At 72.6% G+C, this 24,472-nt stretch carries 22 protein-coding genes; 15 read left to right on the top strand and 7 right to left on the bottom strand.

All coding sequences use genetic code 11. The features are described from left to right. The first annotated feature begins 46 nt into the window (after positions 1–46). The gene (locus ACLJOU_RS14285) at positions 47–910 is read left to right on the top strand and encodes an NAD(P)H-binding protein (protein ID WP_410567405.1); all 864 of its coding nucleotides are present in this window, start codon (positions 47–49) and stop codon (positions 908–910) included. Here ACLJOU_RS14285 and ACLJOU_RS14280 read toward each other — a convergent pair. Next, positions 903–2,159: an MFS transporter gene (locus ACLJOU_RS14280; protein ID WP_410567404.1), complete on the bottom strand. Its 1,257-nt coding sequence runs from the start codon at positions 2,157–2,159 to the stop codon at positions 903–905. The two genes, ACLJOU_RS14285 and ACLJOU_RS14280, sit on opposite strands and share 8 nt — an antisense overlap. 99 nt (positions 2,160–2,258) lie before the next feature. On the opposite strand from ACLJOU_RS14280, the gene ACLJOU_RS14275 reads away from it, so the two are divergent. From ACLJOU_RS14275 to ACLJOU_RS14260, 4 genes are all read left to right on the top strand, one after another. Then, positions 2,259–3,344 carry a DUF5937 family protein gene (locus tag ACLJOU_RS14275; protein ID WP_410567402.1) on the top strand — a complete coding sequence of 362 codons (1,086 nt, stop codon included), beginning with the start codon at positions 2,259–2,261 and terminating at the stop codon, positions 3,342–3,344. A gap of 1,215 nt (positions 3,345–4,559) precedes the next feature. Beyond that, the gene (locus tag ACLJOU_RS14270) at positions 4,560–4,877 is read left to right on the top strand and encodes a hypothetical protein (protein ID WP_410567400.1); all 318 of its coding nucleotides are present in this window, start codon (positions 4,560–4,562) and stop codon (positions 4,875–4,877) included. Continuing rightward, on the top strand, positions 4,874–6,127 hold the full coding sequence (locus ACLJOU_RS14265) for a nucleotide sugar dehydrogenase (RefSeq protein WP_410567398.1): 1,254 nt from the start codon (positions 4,874–4,876) through the stop codon (positions 6,125–6,127). The genes ACLJOU_RS14270 and ACLJOU_RS14265 overlap by 4 nt, the downstream gene beginning before the upstream one ends. Before the next feature lie 61 nt (positions 6,128–6,188). Continuing rightward, the gene (locus ACLJOU_RS14260) at positions 6,189–6,722 is read left to right on the top strand and encodes an EF-hand domain-containing protein (RefSeq protein WP_410567396.1); all 534 of its coding nucleotides are present in this window, start codon (positions 6,189–6,191) and stop codon (positions 6,720–6,722) included. A 66-nt stretch (positions 6,723–6,788) separates the two neighbouring features. On the opposite strand, the gene ACLJOU_RS14255 is transcribed toward ACLJOU_RS14260, so the two are convergent. The 6 genes from ACLJOU_RS14255 to ACLJOU_RS14230 are packed head-to-tail and all read right to left on the bottom strand — an operon-like array spanning position 6,789 to position 12,112. After that, entirely contained in the window at positions 6,789–7,193 is a 405-nt protein-coding gene (locus tag ACLJOU_RS14255) for a DUF6917 domain-containing protein (protein WP_410567395.1), read from the bottom strand. After that, positions 7,190–8,086 (bottom strand): Gfo/Idh/MocA family protein, encoded by an 897-nt coding sequence (locus ACLJOU_RS14250; RefSeq protein ID WP_410567393.1) that lies wholly within the window; start codon positions 8,084–8,086, stop codon positions 7,190–7,192. The genes ACLJOU_RS14255 and ACLJOU_RS14250 overlap by 4 nt, the downstream gene beginning before the upstream one ends. After that, positions 8,083–9,174, bottom strand: coding sequence for an Ldh family oxidoreductase (locus ACLJOU_RS14245; RefSeq protein WP_410567391.1), 1,092 nt, complete (start codon positions 9,172–9,174; stop codon positions 8,083–8,085). The genes ACLJOU_RS14250 and ACLJOU_RS14245 overlap by 4 nt, the downstream gene beginning before the upstream one ends. After that, entirely contained in the window at positions 9,155–10,423 is a 1,269-nt protein-coding gene (locus tag ACLJOU_RS14240; protein ID WP_410567389.1) for a M20/M25/M40 family metallo-hydrolase, read from the bottom strand. Before ACLJOU_RS14240 ends, ACLJOU_RS14245 begins: the two co-directional genes overlap by 20 nt. Further along, positions 10,417–11,271, bottom strand: coding sequence for a sugar phosphate isomerase/epimerase family protein (locus ACLJOU_RS14235; RefSeq protein WP_410567387.1), 855 nt, complete (start codon positions 11,269–11,271; stop codon positions 10,417–10,419). The genes ACLJOU_RS14240 and ACLJOU_RS14235 overlap by 7 nt, the downstream gene beginning before the upstream one ends. Beyond that, positions 11,261–12,112, bottom strand: coding sequence for a hypothetical protein (locus tag ACLJOU_RS14230; RefSeq protein WP_410567386.1), 852 nt, complete (start codon positions 12,110–12,112; stop codon positions 11,261–11,263). The genes ACLJOU_RS14235 and ACLJOU_RS14230 overlap by 11 nt, the downstream gene beginning before the upstream one ends. A gap of 444 nt (positions 12,113–12,556) precedes the next feature. On the opposite strand from ACLJOU_RS14230, the gene ACLJOU_RS14225 reads away from it, so the two are divergent. The 10 genes from ACLJOU_RS14225 (at position 12,557) to ACLJOU_RS14180 (ending at position 24,470) form a co-directional block, all read left to right on the top strand. Further along, positions 12,557–13,705, top strand: a complete 1,149-nt coding sequence (locus ACLJOU_RS14225) for a DegT/DnrJ/EryC1/StrS family aminotransferase (protein WP_410567384.1) — start codon at positions 12,557–12,559, stop codon at positions 13,703–13,705. Next, on the top strand, positions 13,702–14,841 hold the full coding sequence (locus tag ACLJOU_RS14220; RefSeq protein ID WP_410567382.1) for a DegT/DnrJ/EryC1/StrS family aminotransferase: 1,140 nt from the start codon (positions 13,702–13,704) through the stop codon (positions 14,839–14,841). Before ACLJOU_RS14225 ends, ACLJOU_RS14220 begins: the two co-directional genes overlap by 4 nt. A gap of 5 nt (positions 14,842–14,846) precedes the next feature. Next, positions 14,847–15,518 (top strand): class I SAM-dependent methyltransferase, encoded by a 672-nt coding sequence (locus ACLJOU_RS14215; RefSeq protein WP_410567380.1) that lies wholly within the window; start codon positions 14,847–14,849, stop codon positions 15,516–15,518. Next, entirely contained in the window at positions 15,515–16,480 is a 966-nt protein-coding gene (locus ACLJOU_RS14210; RefSeq protein ID WP_410567378.1) for a UbiA family prenyltransferase, read from the top strand. Before ACLJOU_RS14215 ends, ACLJOU_RS14210 begins: the two co-directional genes overlap by 4 nt. Then, a complete protein-coding gene (locus ACLJOU_RS14205) occupies positions 16,477–17,838 on the top strand; it encodes a protoporphyrinogen/coproporphyrinogen oxidase (protein WP_410567376.1) in 1,362 nt (453 codons plus the stop codon). Before ACLJOU_RS14210 ends, ACLJOU_RS14205 begins: the two co-directional genes overlap by 4 nt. An 11-nt stretch (positions 17,839–17,849) precedes the next feature. Further along, positions 17,850–19,406 carry a class I adenylate-forming enzyme family protein gene (locus tag ACLJOU_RS14200; RefSeq protein ID WP_410567596.1) on the top strand — a complete coding sequence of 519 codons (1,557 nt, stop codon included), beginning with the start codon at positions 17,850–17,852 and terminating at the stop codon, positions 19,404–19,406. Positions 19,407–19,415: 9 nt separating this feature from the next. Continuing rightward, entirely contained in the window at positions 19,416–20,201 is a 786-nt protein-coding gene (locus ACLJOU_RS14195; RefSeq protein WP_410567374.1) for a class I SAM-dependent methyltransferase, read from the top strand. Continuing rightward, on the top strand, positions 20,186–21,763 hold the full coding sequence (locus ACLJOU_RS14190) for a CoA transferase (protein ID WP_410567372.1): 1,578 nt from the start codon (positions 20,186–20,188) through the stop codon (positions 21,761–21,763). Before ACLJOU_RS14195 ends, ACLJOU_RS14190 begins: the two co-directional genes overlap by 16 nt. Continuing rightward, complete coding sequence (locus tag ACLJOU_RS14185) at positions 21,760–23,334, top strand: class I adenylate-forming enzyme family protein (protein WP_410567370.1); 1,575 nt, start codon at positions 21,760–21,762, stop codon at positions 23,332–23,334. The genes ACLJOU_RS14190 and ACLJOU_RS14185 overlap by 4 nt, the downstream gene beginning before the upstream one ends. Before the next feature lie 281 nt (positions 23,335–23,615). Then, complete coding sequence (locus tag ACLJOU_RS14180) at positions 23,616–24,470, top strand: carbohydrate-binding protein (RefSeq protein ID WP_410567368.1); 855 nt, start codon at positions 23,616–23,618, stop codon at positions 24,468–24,470. The last annotated feature ends 2 nt before the right edge of the window (positions 24,471–24,472 follow it).

The raw sequence follows: 24,472 nt of genomic DNA, 5'->3' as shown, positions 1-24,472 counted from the left end.
CCATAGCGTGGTGTCCTCATCCACTGATCTTGAACTGGAGACGATGATGAAGACGGTATGGGTCGAAGGGGCCACCGGTAAGGCGGGCAAGCGTGTGACAGCCGCGCTCGCCGCGGCGGGTGTTGCGGTGCGGGCGGCGAGCCGGCATCCGGGAGCGCCTGCCGCGAACGTCACCCCGGTGCCGTTCGACTGGGCCGACGAGTCCACCTGGGCCGGTTCGGTCGCCGGCGCGGACGCCCTTTTCCTGAAGGGACTCGACGTACTCGAGGACGCGGCCTCGATGATCACGCGGCTCATCGCCACTGCCCCGCATGCGGAGCACGTGGTCCTGATGTCCGCCTTCGGGGTCGACAAGGCACCGGCGACCGCTCCTCGCGCCCGGGTCGAACAGGCGGTGCGGGAGTCCGGCCGGAACTGGACGATCCTGCGTCCCAACTGGCTGATGCAGAACTTCGACGAGGACGACGCGGTGTACGCCAGGGCGATCCGCGACGACGACGAGCTGTACGCGGGAAGCGGCAGCCATCGTGCGGCTTTCGTCGACACCCGCGACGTCGCGGACGCTGCCGTCGCGGTGCTGACCACCGACGGCCACCACCGCCGCGGCTACGACCTCACCGGACCTCGATCGCTGACGTTCGCGGAGGTGGCCGACACACTGTCCGCCGCGTCGGGGCGAACCATCCGCCACGTCGACGCCGACCCCGAGACGCACCGGGCGCACTTCGCCCGGTCCGGTCGCCCGGACGCGTGGAGCGAGCACATGATGGAGCTGTTCGCCTTCGTGCGCGCCGATGTCTTCGACGGCGTCACCGCCGATGTACAACGGCTCACGGGCCGTGCTCCGCGCTCGCTGGAGGACTACGCGCGTGAGGCCTTCGCGCCGACGCCCGCGGCATCGATCACCTGACGGCGCGACCGGTCCGCGTAACCGCTGACGGCGCAGCCACGCCGGGCGGCGCCCCTTGATCCGTCTCGGCGGCCACCGCGGCGGCGGAGAGGAGCGTCGCGGCGGCGAGGCCGTCCCAGAGGACGGACGAGCCGCGGGAGGCGAGCGCGGTGATGACCGCCGGGGAGACGGCGAGGCCGAAGCCCGTGGATACCTGGAAACGGGCGAGGGCCCGACCCAGCACGGGTTGTGGAGCGAGCGCGGTGACGAGCGCGGTGGCGCTGCCGGCGTAGATGACTTCGCCGAGCGTGCAGACCACCGACACGGCGGCGACGGCGGGAGGACCCCAGCCGGGTCCCAGGGAGGTGGCCATGAGGAAACCGAGGTAGGACGCGGCGAGCACCACGCCGCCGAGCGCCAGCACGATCCGACGGGAAAAGGGCGACAGCAGGACGGTGACCGGCACCTGCAGGGTGACCACCAACGCCGTGTTCACCACGAAGATGGCTGCCGACCACACCGGGGACGCGTGCAGCCGGGTCACCAGCACCAGCGGGATCGCGACTTCGAAGAGGTTGAGGCAGAAGACGTAGATCACGTTGGCGGCCAGCAGCGCGCGCATCCGAGGCGCCGGCCCCCGGCCGCCGTCTCCGGCCACGGAAGCCGCCGGATGCGCGCGGAGGCGGACCGACCACGCCAAGGCCGCCGCGGCCGCATAGGCGAGCCCGGTGACACCCGCCAGCACCCGCAACGCGGTGGTGCCACCCGCCAGGCACGCGGTGGCGACGAGCGCACCGACCCCCAGGGCGGCGTTGCGCAGAGCCCGGCCGCCGGCGAGCGCGGCGTCGCGTTCCCGGCCGCGGGCCACCGTGGCCACCACGGCCGCGTGGGCCGCCGGCCAGGCTTGATGGCCGATGCCGAGGAACAGCGCCGCCGCCGCGAACACCCCGGTGTTCCCGGCCGGGGTGATCAACAGCAGGCCGACGCCCAGCACCCGCACCAGCATCGACGCCGCCACGACCGTGCTGCGGGCGCCCCGGTCGAGCCAGTGGCCGACAGCGGGCGTGCACGCCAGGGCCGCCACGACCCCGGCGGTCATGGCGATGCCGGTGACCGGTGCGGAGAGCCGCAGCACGGTCACCCCGTAGAGCAGCAGGAAAGGCCGGAGCATGCCGGTACCGAGCGCGTCGACGGCCAGCGCAACGGCGTAGCGGGGGCCGCCCGAGGCCCGGACCAGGGCGTGCGGGCCGATCTTGGTGGGGAGTGCCATGACGTCAACCGTGCGTTCGGGCGCCGGGCTCGCCACGCCGGTTGACGAACATCGTCAACCGACGCGGTCACCGGCGGACGGACCGGTGACAATGAGCGGATGACCGTGCGGATCGACATCAGCGGCCTGCCGGCCGAGCGGGTGCGGTTCACCGCGTCACCGCTGGCCGAGCTGACCGCGATGTTGCACGTGCTGGCCGAACCCGGGCACCACCCGCAGTTCGCCGGCTGGGCCGCGGATGTCCGGGCCGGTCTGCAGCCCGAACTGGCCGAGCGCCTGCGGGAGGCGGAGTTCCTCTGGCGTTCCTCACGGGCCGACTTCCTGGTGCCCGCCCGTCCACGGCCGACGCTGGCCGAGGAACTGGACGATGTGGACCGGATCGACGACGAAACCTATGTGGCCGCGGCACTCGTCACCACGTGCGGCAGCAACCGGGTCCGCTTCGGCGCACCGTCACCGCTGGCCGACACGAAGGCGCGGGATCGGGCCCTGGATCTCGCGCAAGCCCGCGGGGCGCTCCAGGAGGCCTTCGCGGAACAGTTGCTCGCGGATCCGGCCGCCGTGCGGGCGCGGGTACGTGACACCCTCGAGCAGTGCGCCGAGGCCTTCTTCGACGCCGCCTGGGCAGGCGTCGCCGGGCAACTCGCTGCGGACCTGCGGCTGAAGAACGACCTGCTGAAGCGCCAGAACCTCGCAGCAGCGCTCGCGTCGGTCTCCGGCGCCGTGACGCTGGCGCCGGAGGGCGACTGCATCGTCGTGGACAAGCTGCAGGACAACGCGACCGCCGCCGGCGGTGCCGCGGTCCCGTTCGTTCCCAGCGTCTTCGGCCGCCCGCACCTGGTGGTGATCCACGCGGCCGGGTGGCGGCCGGTGGTTCAGTACCCCGTCGCCGAGGCGGGTCCGCGGGCGCAGGTTTCGCTGGAGACGGTCACGCTTCGGCTGGAGGCGCTCGCTCATCCGGTGCGGCTGCGGCTGCTCCGCACCTTGGCCCGCGGCCCGCACACCACCGGCGAGCTGGCCCACGCCTGGGACCCGTCGCCCCCGGAGGTTTCCCGCCACCTGGCTGTTCTGCGCCGGGCCGGCCTGCTCACCGCTCGCCGGCAGGGGCGCTACGTTCGCTATACCATCAACCTGCCTGATCTGACGGCGCTGGGGGCCGACGTCCTGGCGGCCGTACTGCGTTGAGCCGAGGTTCCACCCTCGGGGCGAGGCTGCCCGCCGGCGCGGTCTCGGTGGACCGCGCTCACCGGCGTTGCCGTGATCGCGTGGCAGGTCGTACTTGTCGCCCGCCACGGTGCTGTCCTGGTGAACGGCATAGATGTACTGGGCGAAGTCCGGCGCTCAGCTCTGCGGCAGCCGCCCGGCCATCGCGCGGAGAGCGCTCTTCGTGAGGACGATGGCGAGGCTCTCGCCGCGTGATCGAGGGCGCGCTCCAGCACCTTGACACCCGCGTCGCCGACCACCTTCGTCAGCTTCGGCGGGCACACGAGCGTGATCGTGTCGCCCACCACGGCGATGCCGAGCTTCAGGCCGCCGACCACGCCGCCGGGTGCTGGCATCCGCCGCCCTTCGTCACCTTTTCGTACACCCCGTACGCCTTGTCCAACACCCGTTCTCCGGCGGTGCGGTACTCCTGGCCGAGGTACTCGGCGGCCCGTGCCCGCTTGTCCAGCGCGCCGATGGCACGCAGAGCAGCCCGGAGCGGCGGAGGCGACGACCACCGCGCGCACCTCCTGATGGGCTCGGCCGACGGCCACCGTGTACGCGAAGTACTCCAGTCGCGGGGAAGCGTCGCCGTCGAGGTCGCGGTCTCAATGCCTCCACCCGAACTGCTGGCATCGTGCCCGGTGGGCTGTCGCGGTGGAATCGGAGCGACGATCGCGCTGGGTGTCCCCGATAAGAGGGTATTTCCCACCGGACATGAATGCGCTGCTGGCGGCGGCAGCATCTCTGGGCAGTTTACACAAATTGGTGATCGATACACCTACGGGTGTCGACGCAGCGATATCCAGGTTTGTTGTGCGGGTGGTGGCGGGTCGGACCGGAGCATCCTGTCCTCCGCGGGATGATCCGGACGGCCTACTGTGCCGGCACGGACCGTCACGACTGCCACCTCGACTGCAGTGGAGTTCGCCGCGCAAGCCTCACGTCGCCGGCCTGCTGGCCAGCGTGATCAAGCGTACCGCGGCGCTTGAAAGTGACTACAGTCTGCGCGCGATAGTTCGCGCTAAGTACGCGATGTGCGAGTGGCACGACCTCCGAAACGACGCAGAGTGTTCGTTTCCGGCCCCTTCCGCTGCGACTTCCACCCTTTCCGGGCGATTGCTGTCGAACCTCCTGACGTGTCGTACCAGTATTGCTAAATTCGACTGGAAAGCTGCAAGATTCGGGGAGGTAATGGTGAAGAAAGTGCTGACATCGGGCGCGGTAATCGTGTTCTTCGCGCTCGTGTTCTGCGTGGGGCCGAGCGCGTCGGCCGATCCTGCGGATGCCGGCCGGGTCGTCGTGTTCTCCACGGAAACCCAGGCGCTCGACAAGTGGGAAGACCCGGCGGGGTGCCAGCGGCTGCCGGCCGCCGCGCATGTGCTCGTCAACGAGACCGACGAAGTCGTCAACACCTACGTCGACCCCTTCTGCGCGACGCCGAGTATCTCGGTGCAGCCGGGATACGGCACGCACGTCACCCCGGGTACGGGCTCGTTCTCGGTCGGCGAGTGAGGCCCGGCACGGACCTGGCGGTGATCGGGCTGGGCTACGCCGGCCTGCCGCTTGCCGAGGCGGCCTGCCGATCGGGGGTGCGCACCAGGGGATTCGACATCGACGGCACCGTCGTCGCCACGCTGGCGGCGGGCCGGTCACCCGTGGCGGGAGTGTCCGACGCCGACGTGGCCGCCATGCTGGACTCCGGGTTCACCGCCAGCGCCGACCCGGCGCAGCTCGGCGCCGCGGACACCGTCGTGATCTGCGTGCCGACCGGCCTGACCTCCGATCGCGCGCCGGATCTCGGACCGCTGCGCGCGGCGTGCGCCACCCTCGGCGACCGGTTGCAGCCGGGCACGCTCGTCGTGCTCGAGTCGACCAGTTTTCCCGGCACGACGGAGGAGGTCGTGCTGCCGATCCTCGAACGGCGCAGCGGGCTGCGGGCCGGCGAGGACTTCTACCTCGCGTTCGCGCCGGAACGGATCGATCCGGGCAACACCCGGTTCGGGCTCGTGGACACCCCGAAGGTGATCGGCGGTCACACGCCTCTGTGCGCCAAGTACTGCGCCACGTTCTACGGCCGGTTCGTCGACGCAGTGGTCGTCGCCAGGGGGACGCGAGAGGCCGAGCTCGCCAAGCTGCTCGAGAACGCCTACCGGTTCGTGAACATCGCGCTGGTCAACGAGTTCGCCCGGTACTGCGCCGCGACCGGCATCGACGTGTGGGACGTGGTGCACTGCGCGGGGACCAAGCCGTTCGGGTTCGCGTCGTTCACGCCCGGCCCGGGCGCGGGCGGGCACTGCATTCCCGTCGACCCGGTGTACCTGACCACCCGTGCGGCCCAGGACGGCTTCACGTTCACCCTGGTGGAGGCGGCCGCACGAATCAACGAGGATCTGCCCGCACACGTGGTGGACCGGGCCGGAACGCTGCTCGGCGATCTGCGCGGCGCCTCGGTGTTGCTCCTGGGGGTGACCTACAAGGCGGACGTGCCGGACGTGCGCGAGTCGCCCGCCCAGCCGGTCGCGGCGCAGTTGCTAGCCCGCGGGGCGGACGTCGCCTACCACGATCCGCACACAGCCGGCTTCGACGTGGACGGCGTGCCGCTGCGTCGGGAAACCGACCTGCGCGGTGCCGCGGCCGCCGCCGACCTGACGATCCTGCTGCAGGACCACCGGGCCTACGACCCCGTCCAGCTCGCGAACGCGTCGCGGCTGCTGCTGGACACCCGGGGACGGGTTTCCGGCAGCCGCGTCCGGTATCTGTGATTCTTCCCGGTCCACGCCGGTCCGGGTAGTCGTGTCAATTCCAGGAAGGAAATTCTCGAGTATGACCACCGCAATCACCGCCGACCGGCTCCGCCAGCGGTTCGCCAAGTGGGACATCGACGGCAACGGCACGCTGGAACGTTCCGACTTCGAACGTGAGGCAGCGCGCGTCGCAGGCGAGTTCGGCGCCCAGCCCCAGTCCAAGGAGGCCATCGCCCTCCGGGACGCCTTCCGCAACCTGTTCGACTTCCACGCCCGGGAGGCGGGCGTCCCGCCGAACGGGTCGGTCACCGAGGACCAGTTCATCCGGATCAACGAGAAGCTCATGTTCTCCGAAGGCGAAGCGAGCTTCAACCGGGTCCTGCGGCCGGTCATGCAGGCGATCGTCGGCCTCTGCGACCGCAACGACGACGGCATGATCAACCGGGAGGAGTTCGTCGCGTACCTCCATGGTGTCGGGGTGGACCAGGCCGCCGCGCAGGAGGCCTTCCGCCAGATCGACACCGACAACAGCGGTGAGCTGACCGTCGACGAACTGCTGGCCGCGGTGCGGAACTTCCACTACGGCAAGCTCGACGTCCCCTTGCTGGGCTGACCAACGGGGGAGTGCGGGGGCGACCCGGTCTCGGGCCGTCCCCGCACCTTCGCGCGCCCGGAACGCTCAGCTGCCCGGCCGGAAGACGACCGGTAGTTCCGGGGCCAGCGCGAGATCACCACCCGAGACCGGCGCCGGGGCGGCGATGAGGATGTTGTAGTGGTTCGGGAAGTGGCAGGCGTCGAACCCGTGCACGGTGCCGACGAGCCGGCCGCCGATCCACACTTCGTCGCCGCGGTCGATCACGCCCGCGTTGTGCAACTCGGCGAACCCCAGAAAGCCCACCCGGTCGATCCTCGCACCCGGTGCGGTTTCGGTGTGGTCGGTGGTCACGAGTTCGTGGACCTCTCCTTCGCGCACGCACCGGCTCGCGTGCGGTTCGAGGGCCATGCCGCGCTCTTCGCGCCGATGCAGCAACACCTTCACCAGTGCACCGTGTACGGTGCGCTTGGCGCCGTTCTCGTCGGTCACGTCGGACTCACCCGGCTTTCCGCTCGGTAGCAGGATTCCACGAGTTCGAGCGCCGCGAGGCCATCGCCCGCGACGCCCACGCCGGTCCTCAGTAGCCGGGCGAACTCGGCGACCACACCCCGGTATTCGTGCTTCAGCGACTGCTTGAACCCCGGGTGGCCGGTGAGCAGGTCGGCGTGGCGGAAGGTGCCGTCCGCCGACGCCACCCGCACGTCCTTCACCTCGCCGGGGAACGACCAGTCCAGCTCCACCCGCGCGGTCGCGCCGGAGTCCGCGCGCAGGGCGATCACGGCCTGCCGGTCCACCCCGCGCTCCCGCGCGATCTCGACGTCGGTGACCGTGACGTCGCCGAGGAACTGCCGGACGAGGTCGAACGCGTTCGGCCCGTTGTCGGCCACGCAACCACCGCCGCACCGCACCGGGTCGAGGTACCACGCGTCCACCCCGACGTGGTCCTCGATCCGTTCGAGGTAGCGCACGATCACGTGCCGCACCGGAGAATCGAATTCGGCTCGCAGTGCAAGCAGATTGTCGTTGTACCGCCGGTGGAACGCGGTGAACAGCGGCCGTCCGGCCGCACGTGCCAGCCGGTCGAGGTCGACCGCGTCGCTCAGCGTGGTCGCCAGTGGTTTCTCGACGCACACCGCGAGACCGGCGGCGAGCGCGTCCCGGCACACGGCGGCGTGTGCGTCGTTCGGCACGGTGACGACGACGGCGTCCAGACCGGCTTCGGCGAACATCCGGCGGTGGTCGGTGTAGCAGGCGACAGGATCGTCGAGCAGTTCCGGCCGCAGGTCGCACACCGCGGCGAGATGCATGTCAGGCCGGGCGGTGATCGCCGCCCGGTAGAACGCCCCGATCACGCCGAGACCGACGAGCCCGACCCGGATCATCGCGGTAGTCCCAGCGCGATGAGGTCTTCGTGGACGTCCCGGGCGAGGGGCACGCCCACTTCCCGGTGCCGGGCGGCCCGCTCGGCCTCCAGCCACCCGGGGTAGCGCACCGCGTCCGCGTCCGCCGCGGGCGGGCAGTCGAGCAGCGTGCCGAACAGCGTGTGGACGGTTCCGGCGAACCCGCCACCGGGTCGCAGCGTCTCCGGGGCGACCACGAGCACCAGATAGCCGATGTCGTCGTCGACGCCGTGGGGTCCACCGTCGCCGTCCAGCGCCGCAGGGACCGGTCCCAGAGCGGCGCCGGACAGCGCCGCGGCGAGCAGTTCCACCGCCAGAGCGAGTCCGAAACCCTTGTAGGCGCCGGTCTCCGGGTCACCGCCCAGCCACCGCAGGTGGGCGTCGCGGCGGTCGAACGCCGCCGGGTCGGTGACCGGGCGGCCCCGTTCGTCGGCGAGCCAGCCGGCCGGGATCGCCTCCCCGGCTCGCGCGGCCGCCCGGACACGGCCGGTCGGCACGACGGTCGTGCTCATGTCCAGGACGAACGGCCGGCCGGGACGGGCCGGGGCCGCGACGCTCAGCGGATTGGTGCCCAGCATCGCCACCGCTCCTCCGGGGGGCCGCGCGATCCGCTGGCCACCGCAGTTGCTCGCGACCACCCCGATCATGCCGCGGGCGGCGGCGACGGCCGCGTGGTGCCCGGCGCAGCCGAAGTGCGTGCCGCCGCGAACCGACACGAGCCCGACGCCGTGGTCACGCGCCTTGTCCGCCGCGTGCTCCACGGCTTCGGTCGCCGCCCACAGGCCGAGTGCGGTGCCGGCGTCGACCACCGCGGCCGCGCCGGTGTCGCGAACCACTTCCGGTTCGGCCGCCGGATCGCACCGGCCGATGTCGAACAGGGGAAGGTAGAGCCGGCGCAGGTTGGCGAGGCCGTGGGACCCGAGCCCGTGCAGGTCGCCGTACAGCAGGGCCGCCGCAGCGGTCTCCGCTCGCGCGGCGGGCACGCCGCGGTCGTGGAACACGCGGGTGGTGAACGACAGCAGATCCGCGTACGGCACGCGGATGCCCGTGTCAGGGAATGTCAGGGACATGGTCCTCCTCGTGGCGCGCCGCGAACTCGGTGAGCACGCGGGTGACGGTGGCGGCGAAGGCGTCGAGCTGAGCCAGTTCGGCGAACTCGCCCGCGGCGTGGGCGTTGTTGCCTGCGAGCTCACCGGGCCCGAGGACGACGGTGGCCGTACCGGGCACGCCGTGCAGCCAGATGGCGTCGCAGGTGAAGGCGGGTTCGGACGGCGGCCAGGCCGCGACGCCCGCCGCGTCGAGCAGCCCGGTGGCCCACCGGTCGCGGCAGTCCAAGGCGGGCAGGCCACGCTTGTGCCACCGCAGCGACACGATCTTCGCGGCGTCCTCCGCGGTCCGGTGCAGTTCCCGGGTCGCGTGGAAGCGCTCACGGAACTCGGTGAGCCCGGCCTGCAGCGCGCAGGCGGCCCGTTCCTCCAGGCGCCGGCCCGCGGCGGCCGTCGGATAGGAGAGGTTGAGCAGCAGGCGGCCGGTGCCGTACACCCGGTTGTGGGCGGTGCCGGTGTGCAGTCCGGCGACGCACACCCGCCCGCCCGGTTCCGCGCCGTCCAGCGCGGTGGCGAAGTGCTGGGCCAGGAAGCCGAGCAGCACGGTCGCGTTGTGTCCGGCGCCGGGTTCGTCGTCGATGCTGCCGGTGCCGTCGACGGCCACGCAGGCCGTCATCGCCGCGGTGGACCTGGTCAGATAGCGCAGGCCGGTGGGTTCGCAGAACACGTTGAGCCGCCCGACGTGTCCCGCCTCGACGAGCGGCCGGGTGCCGTAGACACCCATGGCGCCGCCCTCTTCTCCGGCGACGGCCTGCACCAGCACCGCGACCCGGTCGCCGAGCACGGGCAGCGCGGCCCGCACCCCGGCGAGCATCGCCACCGCCGGGCCCTTGGCGTCGATGGCCCCGCGGCCGGTGAACCGGACGCCGTCGAAGGCGGCGGGCTCGATCCCGGCGACGGTGTCGAGGTGCACGTTGAACATCACGGCCGGCGCGTGGGCCGGTCCGTGGCGCAGCACCAGGCTCGGCTGCGCCGCGAGGAAACCGGGCTCTCCGGCGCGTTCTCGCACGGTCAGGGGCACGTCGTCCCGGTCGAGGACGGCCGGATCCGGCGCGGTGTGGTGGACGGTGGTGAACCCGGCCGCGGTGGCCGAGGCGGCGAACACCCGCTGCGCGGCCGGTAGGTCGGTGTCCTCGTCCGTCGCCTCGAGCGGGTTGACCGTGGGGATGCGCAGCAGGTCGAGGAGCAGGTCCTGGTCGGCGGGGCTCAGCACGGCGTCGCCTCGACCAGCTCGGTCAGCCGGCGTCCGGCGGCAGCGAACGAGGACGCGTCCGTGGAACCGGCCCACCGGTCCTCGTGGGGGCGCGTGGCCAGGTGCGGCTCGAGGGACAGTGCGCCGGCGTACCCGCCCGAGCGGAGGAGCCGCAGGCATTCGGCCACCCCGGCCCGGCCGTCGCCCGGCAGCGTGTAAACCGGGCCGGCCGGACCGTCCACGGCGTCCTTGACGTGGACGTGCGCCACGAACGGGAGCAGCTCGGCCAGCAGTGACGGCGCGTCGTAGCCGTGGGCGACCCCGTTGCCGACGTCGAACAGCAGCCGCAGCGCCGGGCTGCCGACTGCGTCGAGCAGTTCGAGGCCGCGCTGGGCGCTGGTCGCGGCCCAGCCTGCGCAGTTCTCGTGCAGAAGGGTGATCCCATACCCGGCCGCCAGGTCGGTGAGGACGCGGATCCGGTCGATGACCGCCCGCCGCCAGCCGTGCGCCGGCAGCCCGGCGTTCGGGTACGACATGATGCGTACGAAGGAAGTGCCCAGATCGGCGCACAGCCCGGCCAGCGCCGAGAGTTCGGCGGTGTCCCGGTCGAGCGGGTCGAGCACGGAACCGGCCCAGCCGCCGATCCGGGAGTCGAGGCAGACGACGGTGAGCTCGGCCGCGTGTACCGCCCGGACCAGCCGGTCGCGCCCCGCTCCGTCGAGGGCCGCGACGGCGTGCCCGTCGACCGTGCGCAGTTCCACTGCGTTCCAGCCGAGGGCCCGCACGGCGGCGAGCTGGCCGTCGAGGTCCGGTGCCGCCTCGTCACCGATTCCGGTCAGTCCGCCGGCCGGCCAGGTCTCAGCGCGCACGGGCGGCCTCGATCCCCGGCGAACGGGCGGCGTCGCGGGCCGCGGCCAGCAACCGCACCACGGCCGCGTGCACGGCGAACTCACCGGGCGGCGCGGCCGCCGCGCCGGTGAAGTACCGGTAGGCCGCGACCAGGAAGGCGCCGAGTGCTTCGTCTTCGAACACCTCGCGCGGGCCGGCGCCGATCCGCAGCTGGGCGTGGTGGTCGTCGGCGGAAACCGGGTAGTGGCCCACCACCGTCGTGTCCCGCAGGCGCAGGGTGATCTCGCGGCGGCGCACCGGCGAGGTGAGGTCGGAGTGGATGGTCGTGCGCGGGCCACCGCGGTGCTGCACCGACAGCCAGGCGCCGGCCAGCGGTCCGGCGTGCGGATCGGTCCACCCGGCACCGACCAGCTCGGCCGGTCCGGCGACGGTGAGCGCGACCGCCAGCGCGTGCGGAACCTCCACGTCGAACGCGTCGGCGTGCGCCGGTTCGCCCGTCCGGGCGAACCTCGGCTTGTCCTGGCGCACGGAGATCGACGCGAGCGGACCGTGCTCGCCTGACCGCGCCAGCCGCGCGAGCCGCCGGGTGAGGGCGGAGGCGAGCCAGTGCGTCACGACGACCACGTCGAGGCCGTGCTCGGTGCGGAGCCGCTCGATCGCCGCGAGCGCGTCGAGGTCGCCGGCGACCGGTTTCTCGACCACCAGCCGCCGGAACCCTTGCGCAGCAAGGGATATGAGCACGGCGACCCGGGTGGCGGGCGGCGTGCACACGTGCACGACGGTGTCGCCGGGCGGGACGAACGCCGTGAGCCGGTCGAGCGAATCCGCGGTGATGTCCACGCCGCCGTTACGCAGAGCCATTCCGGCACCGAGGTCGAACCCCACGATCGGCTGAGATCCGAGTAATTCCGGGAATTTCGCGCGCAGGCGCCGCAACACCGGTAAGTGCAGGCCGGCGCCCGACCGCCCGAGCCCTACGACCACGGTGTGCGGCATCGCCGTCCTTTCGTCGTGACGTGGGGTTCGCCGTGTGCGGCAACGAGAACACAACCGACACTAGCGCCACGTCCGATCCGTTGCGACAGTTCGCTTCTCCGGACCGCTCGGGCGTCTTCGCGCTGTGTCGCCGGCTTGGTCCATCGAGTCATGGCCGCGCCTCGTCCGGATGATTCCGGGCCGAAGTCCTCGCCGCGCTCGCCGGGCGCGGGCTACGTTCGAGAGGCGTTCATCCGCGACCGACGAGGAGCCATGTCCGTAACCTCCCTTCCCCACAAGGGAAATCACCCTCCTGCCGGGTCCGCACCCGTGCCCTTCTTCAGCCAGGCAGCCGGTTTCCGGCGGCTGTGGCCGGAAATCGAGGCACGGCTGCACGAGGTCGCCGACAGCGGGAAGTTCTCCCATGGTGCCCAAGTGGCCCGGCTGGAGCACCGATTGGCCGAGTACACCGGCGCGGCCCACGTCGTCGGCGTCAACAGCGGCACCGACGCGCTGATCCTGTTGCTGCGCGCGTGCGGGCTGGGCGACGGCGCGGGGGTGCTCGTCCCGGCGTTCACGTTCGTGGCGACCGCGACCTCGGTCGTCCACGCGGGCGGACGGCCCCAGTTCACCGATATCGATCCGGTCACCTACCAGATGTGCCCCGAAGCGGCGGCGCGGGCGATCACACCTCGCACGCGCGCGGTCATGCCGGTGCACCTCTTCGACCGGATGGCCGACGTCGCCGCGTTCACCGCGCTCGCGGCCCGGCACGGGTTCACCCTGCTGGAGGACAGCGCGGAGGCGATCGGCATGCGCCGGCGGGGCAGGCACGCCGGGCTGCACGGTGTGGGCGGCGTGCTGTCGTTCTTCCCCAGCAAGACACTCGGCGCCCTCGGCGACGCGGGTGCGGTGCTCACCGATGACGCCGGGATCGCCGCGAAGGTCGCCGCCCTGCGGCACCACGGCCGCCCGGGTGCCACGCTCGGCGATTTTCCCGCCATCAGGACCGGCAGCGAACTGGCCGGGGTGAACAGCAAGCTGGATGACATCCAGGCCGCCGTGCTCCTGGCGAAACTGTCTGCTTTGGAGCAGGACATCGCCCGGCGAGCGGAGCTCGCCGCCGCCTACACCGAGCGCCTGGCCGGTACCCCCGGCGTGCGCCGGGTGCCGGGTCCGGTCACCGGCGGCGGGGACGATCGCGACGTCTGCTACGTCTACGTGGCCGAGGTCGACGACCGAGACGGCCTCGCGAGCGCCTTGGCCGCCGCGGGGATCGGCACGGAGGTCTACTACCCGGTTCCGCTGCACCTGCAGCCGTGCTTCGCCGATCTCGGCCACCGGCCGGGTGACTTCCCGCACGCTGAGGAAGCCTGCCGCGGCACGATCGCGCTGCCGCTCCACCCGGATCTCACGCTCGCCGAGGTCGAGCGCGTGTGTGCGGAGATCCGGCGCCACTACACGGGAAGTGCGTCATGACCGCGACGCTGCCGTTCTTCCCGCCGGACCTGTTCGAGGCCGACCGCGACACGCTGATCGGGATCGTCCACGACCTCGGCACCGCCCCCGCCCAGCGGTTCATCCTCGGCGACCACACGGCACGCTTCGAGCAGGCGCTGCGCGACACGGTCGCCGGTGCCGACGTGGTGGCCTGCGGAAGCGGCACGTCCGCCCTGTCGCTCGTGCTCGCCGCACTGGACGTCGGCCCCGGCGACGAAGTCGTGGTCCCGGCCTTCGGCTGTGCGCCGATCGCCGCGACCGTGGTCACCGCGGGCGCCACCCCCGTGTTCGCCGACGTGGGGCCCGACACCATGACGCTCGATCCCGAGCTCGCCGAGGCGGCGATCACCCCGCGCACCAAGGCGATCATGCCCGCCCACCAGTTCTCGGTCATGGCCGACATGCCCGCGTTCGAGGACATCGCGGCCCGCCACGGACTGCGCCTCGTCGAAGACTCCGCGGTCGCCCAAGGTGCCACGCTGCGCGGCAGGCCCGCGGGAACCTGGGGTGACGCCGGGGTTTTCTCCTTCGTCCAGGTGAAGTCGTTCGGGATGCCGGGGGAGGGCGGAGTGGTGGTCACCAGGAACCCGGACCTGGCCCGGACCGTCCGGATGCTGCGCAACCACGGCCAGGACGGGCAGCGACGGTTCGTCCACCACCGCATCGGGTACAACAGCCGGTTCGACGAGGTGCAGGCCGCCTTCCAGCTGCGGCGGCTGCCCGGCCTCGCCGCCCGGCTCGCGCGCCGCGCCGACATCGCCGAGTACTACACCCGGCAGTTCACGCCCCTGGCCGACCGCGGCATCACGCCACCGCCGGCCGGCCGTGACGGACGCTGCTACTACGTCTACTGCCTGCGGGCCGACCGCCGGGACGAGCTGGCGGCGCACCTCGCCGCGCTCGGCATCGGCACGCACGTGTACTACCCGGCTCCGCTGCCGGCACAACCCGCATTCGCGGGATATGCCCCACCGGGCACGATGTGGCCGAACGCGACGGCCGCCAGCGAGACCATCCTCGCGCTCCCCGTCTATCCCCACCTGACTGACGCAGAGGTCGAGCACATCGCCGCCGCGGTGTGCCGGTTCGCCGACCGGAAGGACTCGAGACTGTGAACACGATGACGAGTGCGGCAGGCGACACCCGGGAAGTGACCGAGGACGAGATCGCCCAGGAGTGGCGGGAGCGCGCGCGGCGAACCGGCCTGCGCCGGGTCATGCGGTGCTCCCAGCCGGACAGCCTGAACGCCGGCGTGACCGAACAGACCCGTGCTGTCGTGGCCCACCAGTTCACGCTCGTCGCGGAGCGTCTCGGCCGGCGTCCGCGGCACGCCCTGGAGATCGGGTGCGGCATCGGACGGCTGACGCCGACCATCGCCGCGCATGCCGAGCGGGTACACGCGATCGACATGACGCCGGCGATGCTGGACCAGGCCCGCGTCACCTGCCGCCACCTGCCCGCCGTCGAGTTCGCCTGCGTCCGGGCCGACCGCATGCGGCCACCACGCGAACGGTACGACGCCGCGGTATGCGTGTGGGTGCTCATGCACGTGCTCGACGAGCGCCGGCTCATCGACACCTGCCGGGTGATCGCGGAGTCCACTCGGCACCTCACGCTCATCGAGTACGAGCACGCGAGTGTCCCGGTGAGCAAGTGGTCGCGACTGCGCTCGCTCGAGGAGTACGTCCGGCTGCTGCCGGGGGCCGAGGTCGTCGACGAGCAGATGGTCGACTACGGCGGCGACCGCTCGTTCGCCGCGCTCATCGCGATCGGTGACCAGGACGCCCGATGACCGACGCGACTCTTCAGGCGACGCCGTCCACCGCGCGAGAGGCCAAGCTCCTCACCTACGCGAGGCTCGCGAAGCTGGACGTGTTCGACTACTACCTGAGCCTGCTGGTCGTCCTGTCCGCGGTCCTGCTGCCGGTCGGCGGCTTCGACCTGGCGGTGCTGGTGACGCTCGGCCTGTTCGGGCTCGGCGCCGTCCTCATGACCGCCTCGCTGGTGGCGTTCGACGACCTCACCGGTTACCGCGACGGCAGCGACACCGCCAACTACCGCGCCAACCCGACACTGCGCCGCGCCCGGCGGAAACCCCTGGTGACCGGGGCACTGACCGAACCCGAGGTCGTGTGCTTCGGCTGGCTCACGGCCATCGCGGGCGCCGCCGTCTTCGTTGTCGCGGTGATGACCGCTCCGCACGCTCCCCAGTGGACTATCTGGCTGACCGTGGCCAATTTCGTGGTCGGAATCCAGTATTCGTACGGGCTGAAGATCAGCTACCACGGTTTCCAGGAGGCGTACATCGCCGCACTGGGCTGGGTCATGGTGCTCGCCCCCTACGGCCTGATCACCGGGCGCTTCGACGGGTTCGTCCTCGTCCAGGCATTGCTTTTCGGACTCGGGCCACTGCTGTTCGGCGTGTACTCGAACACCAACGACATCGCCGGTGACCGCGCGGTCGGCCGGCCCACGGTGGCCGCGCTCACGACCCCTCGCGGCAACCGGCGGTTCGTCGCGGCCGTGTCGCTGGGGGAGTTCCTCCTCGGCGCGGTGGCGTCGGCGACCGGCGTGGCCCCGTGGTGGTTCGTCCTGCTCATGCTGCCGGTCACCGTCCTGCGCATCCGCCAGTTCGGCACCGGGTTCGGCCCACGCGGCGACATCCTGCGCGCCCGGGCGATCGGGTTCACCGCCCACCGGGTGGGCGCCGCGCTGCTCGTGGCCGCGAACCTCATCCTGGCGGTCACGCGATGAGCGGAGGACGGGCGACGGACGTCGACGTCGCCGTGGTCGGAGCCGGGATCGCCGGGCTCACCGCGGCGCACGAACTGGCTCGGGCGGGCCTCGCGGTGCGGGTGTTCGAGACGCGCTCCCACGTCGGCGGCCGCATGGCGAGCCACCGCCACGCGGGCTACACGATGGACGAGGGCGCGGAACAGATCCCGTCGAGCGGGTACCGCGCGACGTGGGAGCTGCTGCGCCGCACCGGGCTGACCGAGGCGGACGTGCCGCGGATCGGCGGCCCCATCGCGATGTGGCGCGACGGCGCCGCGCACAGCGGGGTGTCCGACCCCCGCGGGCTCGTCAGCGGGGCCGGACTAGGCGGCCGGGCCCGCGTCGACCTGGCCCGCTTCCTGGCCTGGGCGGCCCGCCACCGGCGGCTGTTCGACCCCGACGTGCCCGAGTCGAGCCCGCTGGGGGACACCACCGTCGCGGCGCTCGCCCGCCGGTACCACCCCGACCTCCACGACTACCTGTTCCAGCCCGTGGTCGGCAGCTTCTTCGGCTGGCAGCCGGAACGCTCGGCCGCCGCGCCGTTCGTCGGCCTCATGCTCGACGTCGGCCCGCCTTCGACGTGGCGCACCTACCGCGACGGCATGGACACCCTCGCCCGCCAGCTCGCCGGACACCTCGACGTGCGCACCGGGACCACCGTCACGCAGGTGGCTGCCGAGACTGAGATCGCCGTGCTCACCACCGACCGCGGCCCGGTCACCGCCGGCGTCGCCCTGCTCTGCATTCCCGCACCCGCCGCCGCGCAGCTGCACACCGACGAGCGCGAACCCGTACGCCGGTTCGTGGACGCGTGCACGTTCACCCCCACGCTGAAGGTCAGCTGCCTGCTCGACCGCCCACTGACCCTCCACAGCCGCAAGGCGCTCTACACACTGCTGACCCCCGCCGCCGAGGAACCGGTCCTGGCCGGGATCATCTTCGACCACGTCAAACACCGTGGCCGCGCGCCGGCGGGCCGCGGACTGCTCACCCTGATGACCAACCCCACGGCGATCCCCAGGCTGCTGGACGCCCCGGACGACACCGTCGCCGCCGCCCTCGTCGAGCCGGCGACGCGGTACGTACCCGGCTTGGCCGACGCGGTCACGGCGACGTTCACCCACCGGTTCCGCCACGGACTGCCGGAGGCCACCCCGGAGGCGTTGCGCCTGCGGGCGGGGTTCGCCGCCCGCAGCGGCCCGTACCCGGTGGACTACGCGGGCGACTGGGAGTTCCTGCGTCCCAGCAGCGAGGGCGCGGTGCGCTCCGCGGCCCGCGCCGCGTCGCGCGTGCTCGCCCACCTCCGGGAACCGGTTCGCGCGAAGGAGCCGGTGTGAAGCCCTACGACATGGGTCTGCTGTTCGACGAGTGCGCCGACCGCGGCGTGCCGACGGTCGTGCACCTCGACCGCCCGTTCGACATCGCGCCCGACGCCGGTACAACCCACGACCTGCCCGCACTCGCCCAGCTGGTGCGGACCGCCGCGGGCTGGCTGACCGCGGCCGGGGCCCAGCGCGGCGACCGCGTCGCGATCGTCAAGGACAACCACTGGGACTATGACCTGCTCGCCTGCGCGGCCGTGCGGATCGGCGCCGTGCCGGCGAAGCTGTCCGGGCACCTGGCCCCCGAGTCCCTCGCCGTCCTGCTCGGCCGGCTCTCACCGGCCGTCCTCGTCACGACGGCCGAGGTGCTGGCCACGGCCGATTCGGCCGGAGCCGACCTGACCAACGCTTGCCGGATGACGGTGACCGTCGACCGTGCGCACCCGCGCGCGGCCCACGTCGGCGAATTCTGCCACGCGGTCCCGCCGCGGCCGGTCCGGCCCCGCGCGGACGAGCCGCTGGTGATCATGCACACGTCGGGCACCACCGGGCTCCCCAAACTGGTGGTGCACTCCACCCGCACGATCATCGGCGCTCTCGCCCGGGTGGAGGCCACCCGCCTGCCGGTGGCCGGCGTGCGCCGCGGTGACACGGTGACGAACGCCAGCTCGTACGCCCACGGCCGAACGTTCTGCTGGACGGCGAGCGTGCTGTGCCTCGCACCGAAGAAGATCGTGGTGCTGACCGACACGCACCCGGACCGGGCCGACCCCGTGCTGCGCGCCCACCGGCCGACGGTGATCGAGGCTTTGCCGGCCGCCTACGTGCGCCTCCGGCCACTGACCACGCGGCTGGACAACGCCTTCCGCGACGTCCGGCTGTTCGCGAGCACCTATGACGCCGTGCACCCGCCGACCGTCCGCAGCTACCTCGCCGCGTCGGCTCGTCGGCGTCCACTGTGGATGCAGGGGTGGGGGCAGAGCGAGACCGGGCCGATCACGTTCCGGTTCCTGGGGCGGAAATCGGCGGCTTGGCGGAACGCCGGCCGCGCCGTTCCCGGGCGGACGCGGCTGCGTGTCGTCGACCCGGCCACGCTCGACCCGGTTCCCCGCGGCCGTCCGGGTGTCGTGCAGGTCCGCACACCGGCGCGCTGCCTGGGCTACGTCGGCGAGGCCGACCGGTTCGCGGGCAAGTGCGCGGATGGGTGGTGGAACACCGGCGACGTCGGTGCGCTGACGCGAACCGGGGCGGTGCGCCTGCTGGACCGGGAGGTGGACACCGTCCCTGGGATGAGCTGCCTCGCCGTGGAAGACGTGGTCGAGGATCGCCTCGGCGTCGTGGCCGAATGCGTCGTGCTCGGCCGGGCAGGCGCTCCGCCGCTGCCGGTGGTCGTCACGGCGGACGGCACGCTGGACCACGCGGCCTGGTCGGCTGCGGTCGCGGACCTGCCGCGCCTGGCCGCTCCCGTGGTGCTGACGCGGGACGATGTTCCTCGCACTGGGACCGGCAAGGTCCGCCGCACCGCGCTGCTCGCCGCGCTCACCGGGAACGCCGCGACCGCGGGTTCCGGCCGCTGGACCTGAAGGAGCACGATGACCCTCGCCGACCGGCGCTACGTTTTCGACAACGACAACACCCATAGCGACGAGCAGCACCGCTGCCTGGCCGCGGCCTACGACCCCGCCACCACGGAATCGCTCGCCGCGACCGGTGTGGGCCCGGGCTGGCAGTGCCTCGAGGTCGGCGCGGGCGGGGGCAGCATCGCGCACTGGCTCGCCGAACGGGTCGCTCCCACGGGCCGGGTCCTGGCCACCGACATCAACCCCCGGCACATCCGCCCCGCCCCCGGTCTCACTGCCGAACGGCATGACGTCGTCCAGGATCACCTGCCGGAGCAGCGGTTCGACCTGATCCACGCCCGGCTCGTCCTGCTGCACCTCCCCGAGCGCATCGCCGTGCTCGGCAAGCTGGTGCGGGCGTTGAAACCGGGCGGCTGGCTGCAGCTCGACGAGTTCGACATCGCCTACGGGCCGGCGCTGGCCGGCCCGGAAACCGAAGTGTACGAACGGTTCCTGAGCGCCAAGGCCGCGCTGATGCGGGAGGCGGGTGCGCTGGGCACGTGGGGACGTTCGGTCGGCGCGGCCATGACCGAGGCCGGTCTGGACCGGGTCGAAGCGCGGCCGCACGTGTCGCTGTGGGACCGCGATTCCGCCGGCCTGCAGCTGCTGGTGCACCACACCCGGCACCTGCGGGACAAGTTCGTCGCGGCCGGGTTCTCCGACGACGACCTCGCCCGCGTGCGGGACGTCATGGCGCACGAGGACTTCCGCGCGTGCTCGTGCCTGTTCTACACCGTGCGCGGGTGGCGGCCGGCGTGACCGCGGCCCTTTCCACCGCTCACCCGGCGGCCCGGCTCGCCGGTGACCACCTCACCGCGCTCGGCGCGAGTGCCGGCGCGGTCGAGCCGGTCGTCGACTGGGCCGGTCCGGTCGAGCTGCCGCTCACCGACGAGGTGCTCGTGCAGGCGGCCTGCGGGATCATGCACGTCCACGGCCGGGCCCGCGGTGCCCCCGAGCCGCTGGCCGTCGACTACTCGACCGCGGTGGCCGGGGTGCTCGCCACGGCCGGGGTGCTCGCCGGGGAATTCGCGCGCGCCCGCGGGGTACCGGTGTCGGCCGTGCGCACCTCCGCCGCCCAGGCTGCGCTGCTGTCGGTGGGCCAGTACCTGGCGTGCGGGCGGGACGAGGCCTCCCGGGCCGTCGGCGTTCCGCCACCGTTCGTGTCCGGCGACGGTGTCCGGTTCGAGATCGAGACCCTCCGGGCCGAGGACTGGCAACGGTTCTGGCGGACGATGGGGGCCGCGGAACCGGCGCTGCGCCAGGGGTGGCCGCCGTTCCTGCACCGGTTCGCGACCGCGACCTGCCCGCTGCCCGTTGCCCTGCACGACGTGTTGTCCGCCCACCCGTTCACCGGCATCCACCGCGTCGGGACCGCGTGTGAGGTGAGCCTCGTGCCCATCGGGGCCATGCCACCGGTGCCGGTGTGGACCCTCACTCCGTTGCCGGGCGGCGCCCCGGCCTCGGGGGCCGACCCCGGCCTCGACGCGCCGCTGCGGGGGATACGAGTGGTCGAGTCGGCGCGCCGCGTCCAGGGGCCGCTGGCCGGGTACGTGCTGAGGCTGCTCGGCGCGGACGTGCTGCGGATCGAGCCGCCGGGCGGTGACCCGGCGCGCGGGGTACCCCCGCTGAACGACGGCGTGTCCGCGCGCTTCGCGGCGTTGAACGCGGGCAAGGACGCCGTGGAACTGGACCTCACGCACCCGGCCGGGCGGGCCGCGGCGAAGGAACTGGTCGCCGGCGCGGACGTCTTCCTGCACAACTGGGCGCCGGGCAAGGCCGCGGCGTGGGGCCTGGACGCGCCGGATCTCGCGGCGGTGCGTCCCGGGCTGGTGTACGCGGCGGCGTCGGGCTGGGGCCCGCACCTCGGCCGGCGTCCACCGCTGGGCACGGACTACGTCGTGCAGGCGCACAGCGGGCTCGCCACGGCGCTGCGCCCGCCCGGCGAGCCGCCCGCACCGTCCCTGATGACGATCACCGACGTGCTGGGCGGACTGGTGTGCGCGGTCGGCGCGCTCGCCGGGCTCGGCCGCCGGGAACGCACCGGCGCCGGTTGCCGCGCCGACACGTCGCTGCTGTCCGCGGCGAGCACTGTTCCCCGGACGCGAGGACAGTACCGCCGTCCGGTGCGGACCGCGGACGGTTACGTGTCCGCCGCCACGGCTGTCCACGACGACGCTGGACAGTGCACGACGGAGGAGCTGCTGACCCGGCTCCGCGCGACCGGCGTTCCCGCGGTGGCCGTGACTACCGACCTCGGCGCCCTGAGCGCGGATCCCCGCTTCACCGTCGCCCTGAACCGGCCACCGTGGGAGTTCCGGTGAGCGAGGTGTGGACGTCGACGACGGGCGTCGCGATCCCGGACCTCGTACCCGCGGAGCTGCGGCGAGCGTGGGTGCGGCAAGGGCTGTGCCCCGGCACGGACATCTACCGGTCGTTCACCGGGCACGTGGACGCGCACCCGGATCGGCAGGCGGTGATCGACGAAGCCGGTCCGGTCACCTACGCCGAACTCGACCGCGTCGTGTCGGCCACTGCGGCCGGTCTGGCCGCCGCCGGGCTCGGCCGGCGCGACGTCATCGGCATCCGGATGGTCAACAGCAGGCACGCGGTCGCGGCCGAGCTGGCGGTGGCCGCCATCGGCGCGGTGTCCCTGCCGTTCCCCGCCGGGCGGGGTAGCAAGGACGCGCTCAGCCTCCTTGGCCGGGCCAGGGCGACCGGTCTGCTCATCGACCGGGGGACCGGCGGTGACTTGCGGGCGCTGCCCTTTCTGCGGGCGACCCTTGCCCCCGAGGCATTCGCCACCTCGGCGGCGGCCGCTCGTCCCACGCCTGAGGTGGTTTCCGGCGACCCGGCGCGCATCCTCGTGTCCTCCGGCTCGGAGACCGAACCGAAAATGGTCGCCTACTCCCACGATGCGTTCCTCGGTGGGCGTGCGAACTACGTGCGCGCGCTCCACGGAGACGGCACCCCGATGCGCAACCTGGTGTTGGTGCCGCTGTCGTCATCGTTCGGCTCGTGCGGGATCCCGGTCACCGTGGCGGCCCTCGGCGCGACGCTCGTCGTGCAGCGGCGGTTCGACCCCGGTACTGCGCTGCGCGCGATCGACGAACACCGGCCGACCCACGTGTTCGGCGTGCCCACGATGCTGAGCCGCCTGGCCGAACACCACCCCGGCCGCCGCCCGCGGGGGCTCCGCGCGCTGGTGTCCAGCGGGGCGCCCATGCCGTCCCAGACCGAACGGCGGATCCGCGCCCGCTTCCGCACCCGGGTCATCCTCGTCTACGGCTCGACCGACGGCGTGAACTGCCACAACGCGGTCGACGGCCGGCCCGACCCGGCCGTCGCCACGATCACCATCGCCGACGAAGCCGGCCGGTCGCTCCCGCGCGGCGCGACCGGCGAAATCCGCGCGCGCGGCCCGATGACACCACTGTCCTATGTGGCCGATCACGAGCTGAACGCGCGTTACCGAACCCCCGGCGGCTGGGTTCGCACCGGCGACCACGGCTTCCTCGACGAGCAAGGCGCGCTGCACGTGACCGGTCGCGCCAGACAGGTCATCCTCCGCGGCGGCCGGACGATCAGCCCGGCCGAAGTCGAGCTGTACCTCTCCGGCCACCCCGCCCTGGCCGAGGTCAGCTGCGTGGGCATCCCGGACCCGGACCTCGGCGAGCGATTGTGTGCTTGCATCGTGCCGCACCGGGACCAGCCTCAACCCGACCTGGCCGAGCTGACCGGCTACCTCCGCATCCACCACGACCTCGAACCGGTGAAGCTCCCGGAACACCTCATCGTCCTTCCCCACCTGCCACTGGGCCCGACCGGCAAGGTCTGCCGGCGCACGCTCATCCGGCTCGCCACCCGTGACGGTCGCGCCCGGCCGAGGCGATAGGACGCACAGCAGCAGCTCCCGAACAGGTGCGGGCCGACCCGCCGCGGTCCCGACAGTGTTCCTCGCGGCTGCGGCCGATCCGTGACGGCGGGCACCGGGAGACGGCCGCGTGGTCCGAACGGCGTCATAACACCTCGCGGCGGCGGAAGTCATGCCCCCGCCGACCGGCCGCGATGCTGCCGACCCGTCGAAAGTCGGTGCCGCACAACGGAAAGCGCGTTCTAGCATCCGGATCCCCGTGGGCGGGCACCCGGCCGCCCCGTGATGAGGGAGACGCGCCGATGCGGAAGCTGCTTGCCGTTCTCTGCTGTGCCTTCGTGGCCACGATCGCCGTGGCCGCTCCGGTGTCCGCGGCGCCGGGCGGTACCGTGCCCGGGCTGACCGGCGCTGCCGCCCAAGCGGCGGCCGGGCCGATGGCCGACCGGTTCCGCCAGTTGCGTCAGCCGGAGTCGCTGGCGCAGCGGCACACCTTCTGGGGCCCGGAACCGCAACTTTCCTCGGGCGCCGACGGCGTGGTCGTGACCCAGAGCATCACGCCGGGCCTGCGGATCTCGAACACTTCCGACGTCGTCTACGCCCCGACGATGAAGCCCACCGGGCATTCGTGCATCGAAGTCGTGACCGCGTACGGGCTCGGCGAAGCCGCGCAGGTCTGGGCGTGGGACTGGTGCCGTTCGGTGTCGCCGGCGAAGGTCGTCCCGATCGACAGCGCTTTCCTGGCCACCTACACCAGCACCGTGAACGGGCACCCGGCCTACACCGTCCAGGAGGTGCGGACCAGTTCGTCGGGCAACAGCTGGACGGCGTCGCTCCGCAACGTGAAGACCGGCGCGTGGGACACGCTGTTCAGCCAGAGCGGCAGCGACCAGAGCTCGCTGAACGAAGGCTGGGACATCTTCGAGCTCTATTCGACCCGCAATCCCGCCACCGGCAACGCCTACTACTGCTCGGACGCGCGCGGTGCGGTGTTCGAGTCGAGCTCGCTGCAGCTGCGGATCGCCGGGCGCTGGGTCGACGCGTCGCCGTCGAATTCGCCGCTGCGGCCGACGGCGAACCCGCGTCCGGCCGACTACGACTGCTCGACCCTGCGGTTCGACGTGCCGTCGCCGAACAGCACCTGGCGCGTCACCGTCTGAGT

Origin of the sequence: Amycolatopsis sp. cmx-4-61, from assembly GCF_046548775.1 — a bacterium.
GTDB lineage: Bacteria > Actinomycetota > Actinomycetes > Mycobacteriales > Pseudonocardiaceae > Amycolatopsis.
Note: the sequence above shows the minus strand (reverse complement) of the source record. Positions and strands in the feature narration are given on the sequence as shown.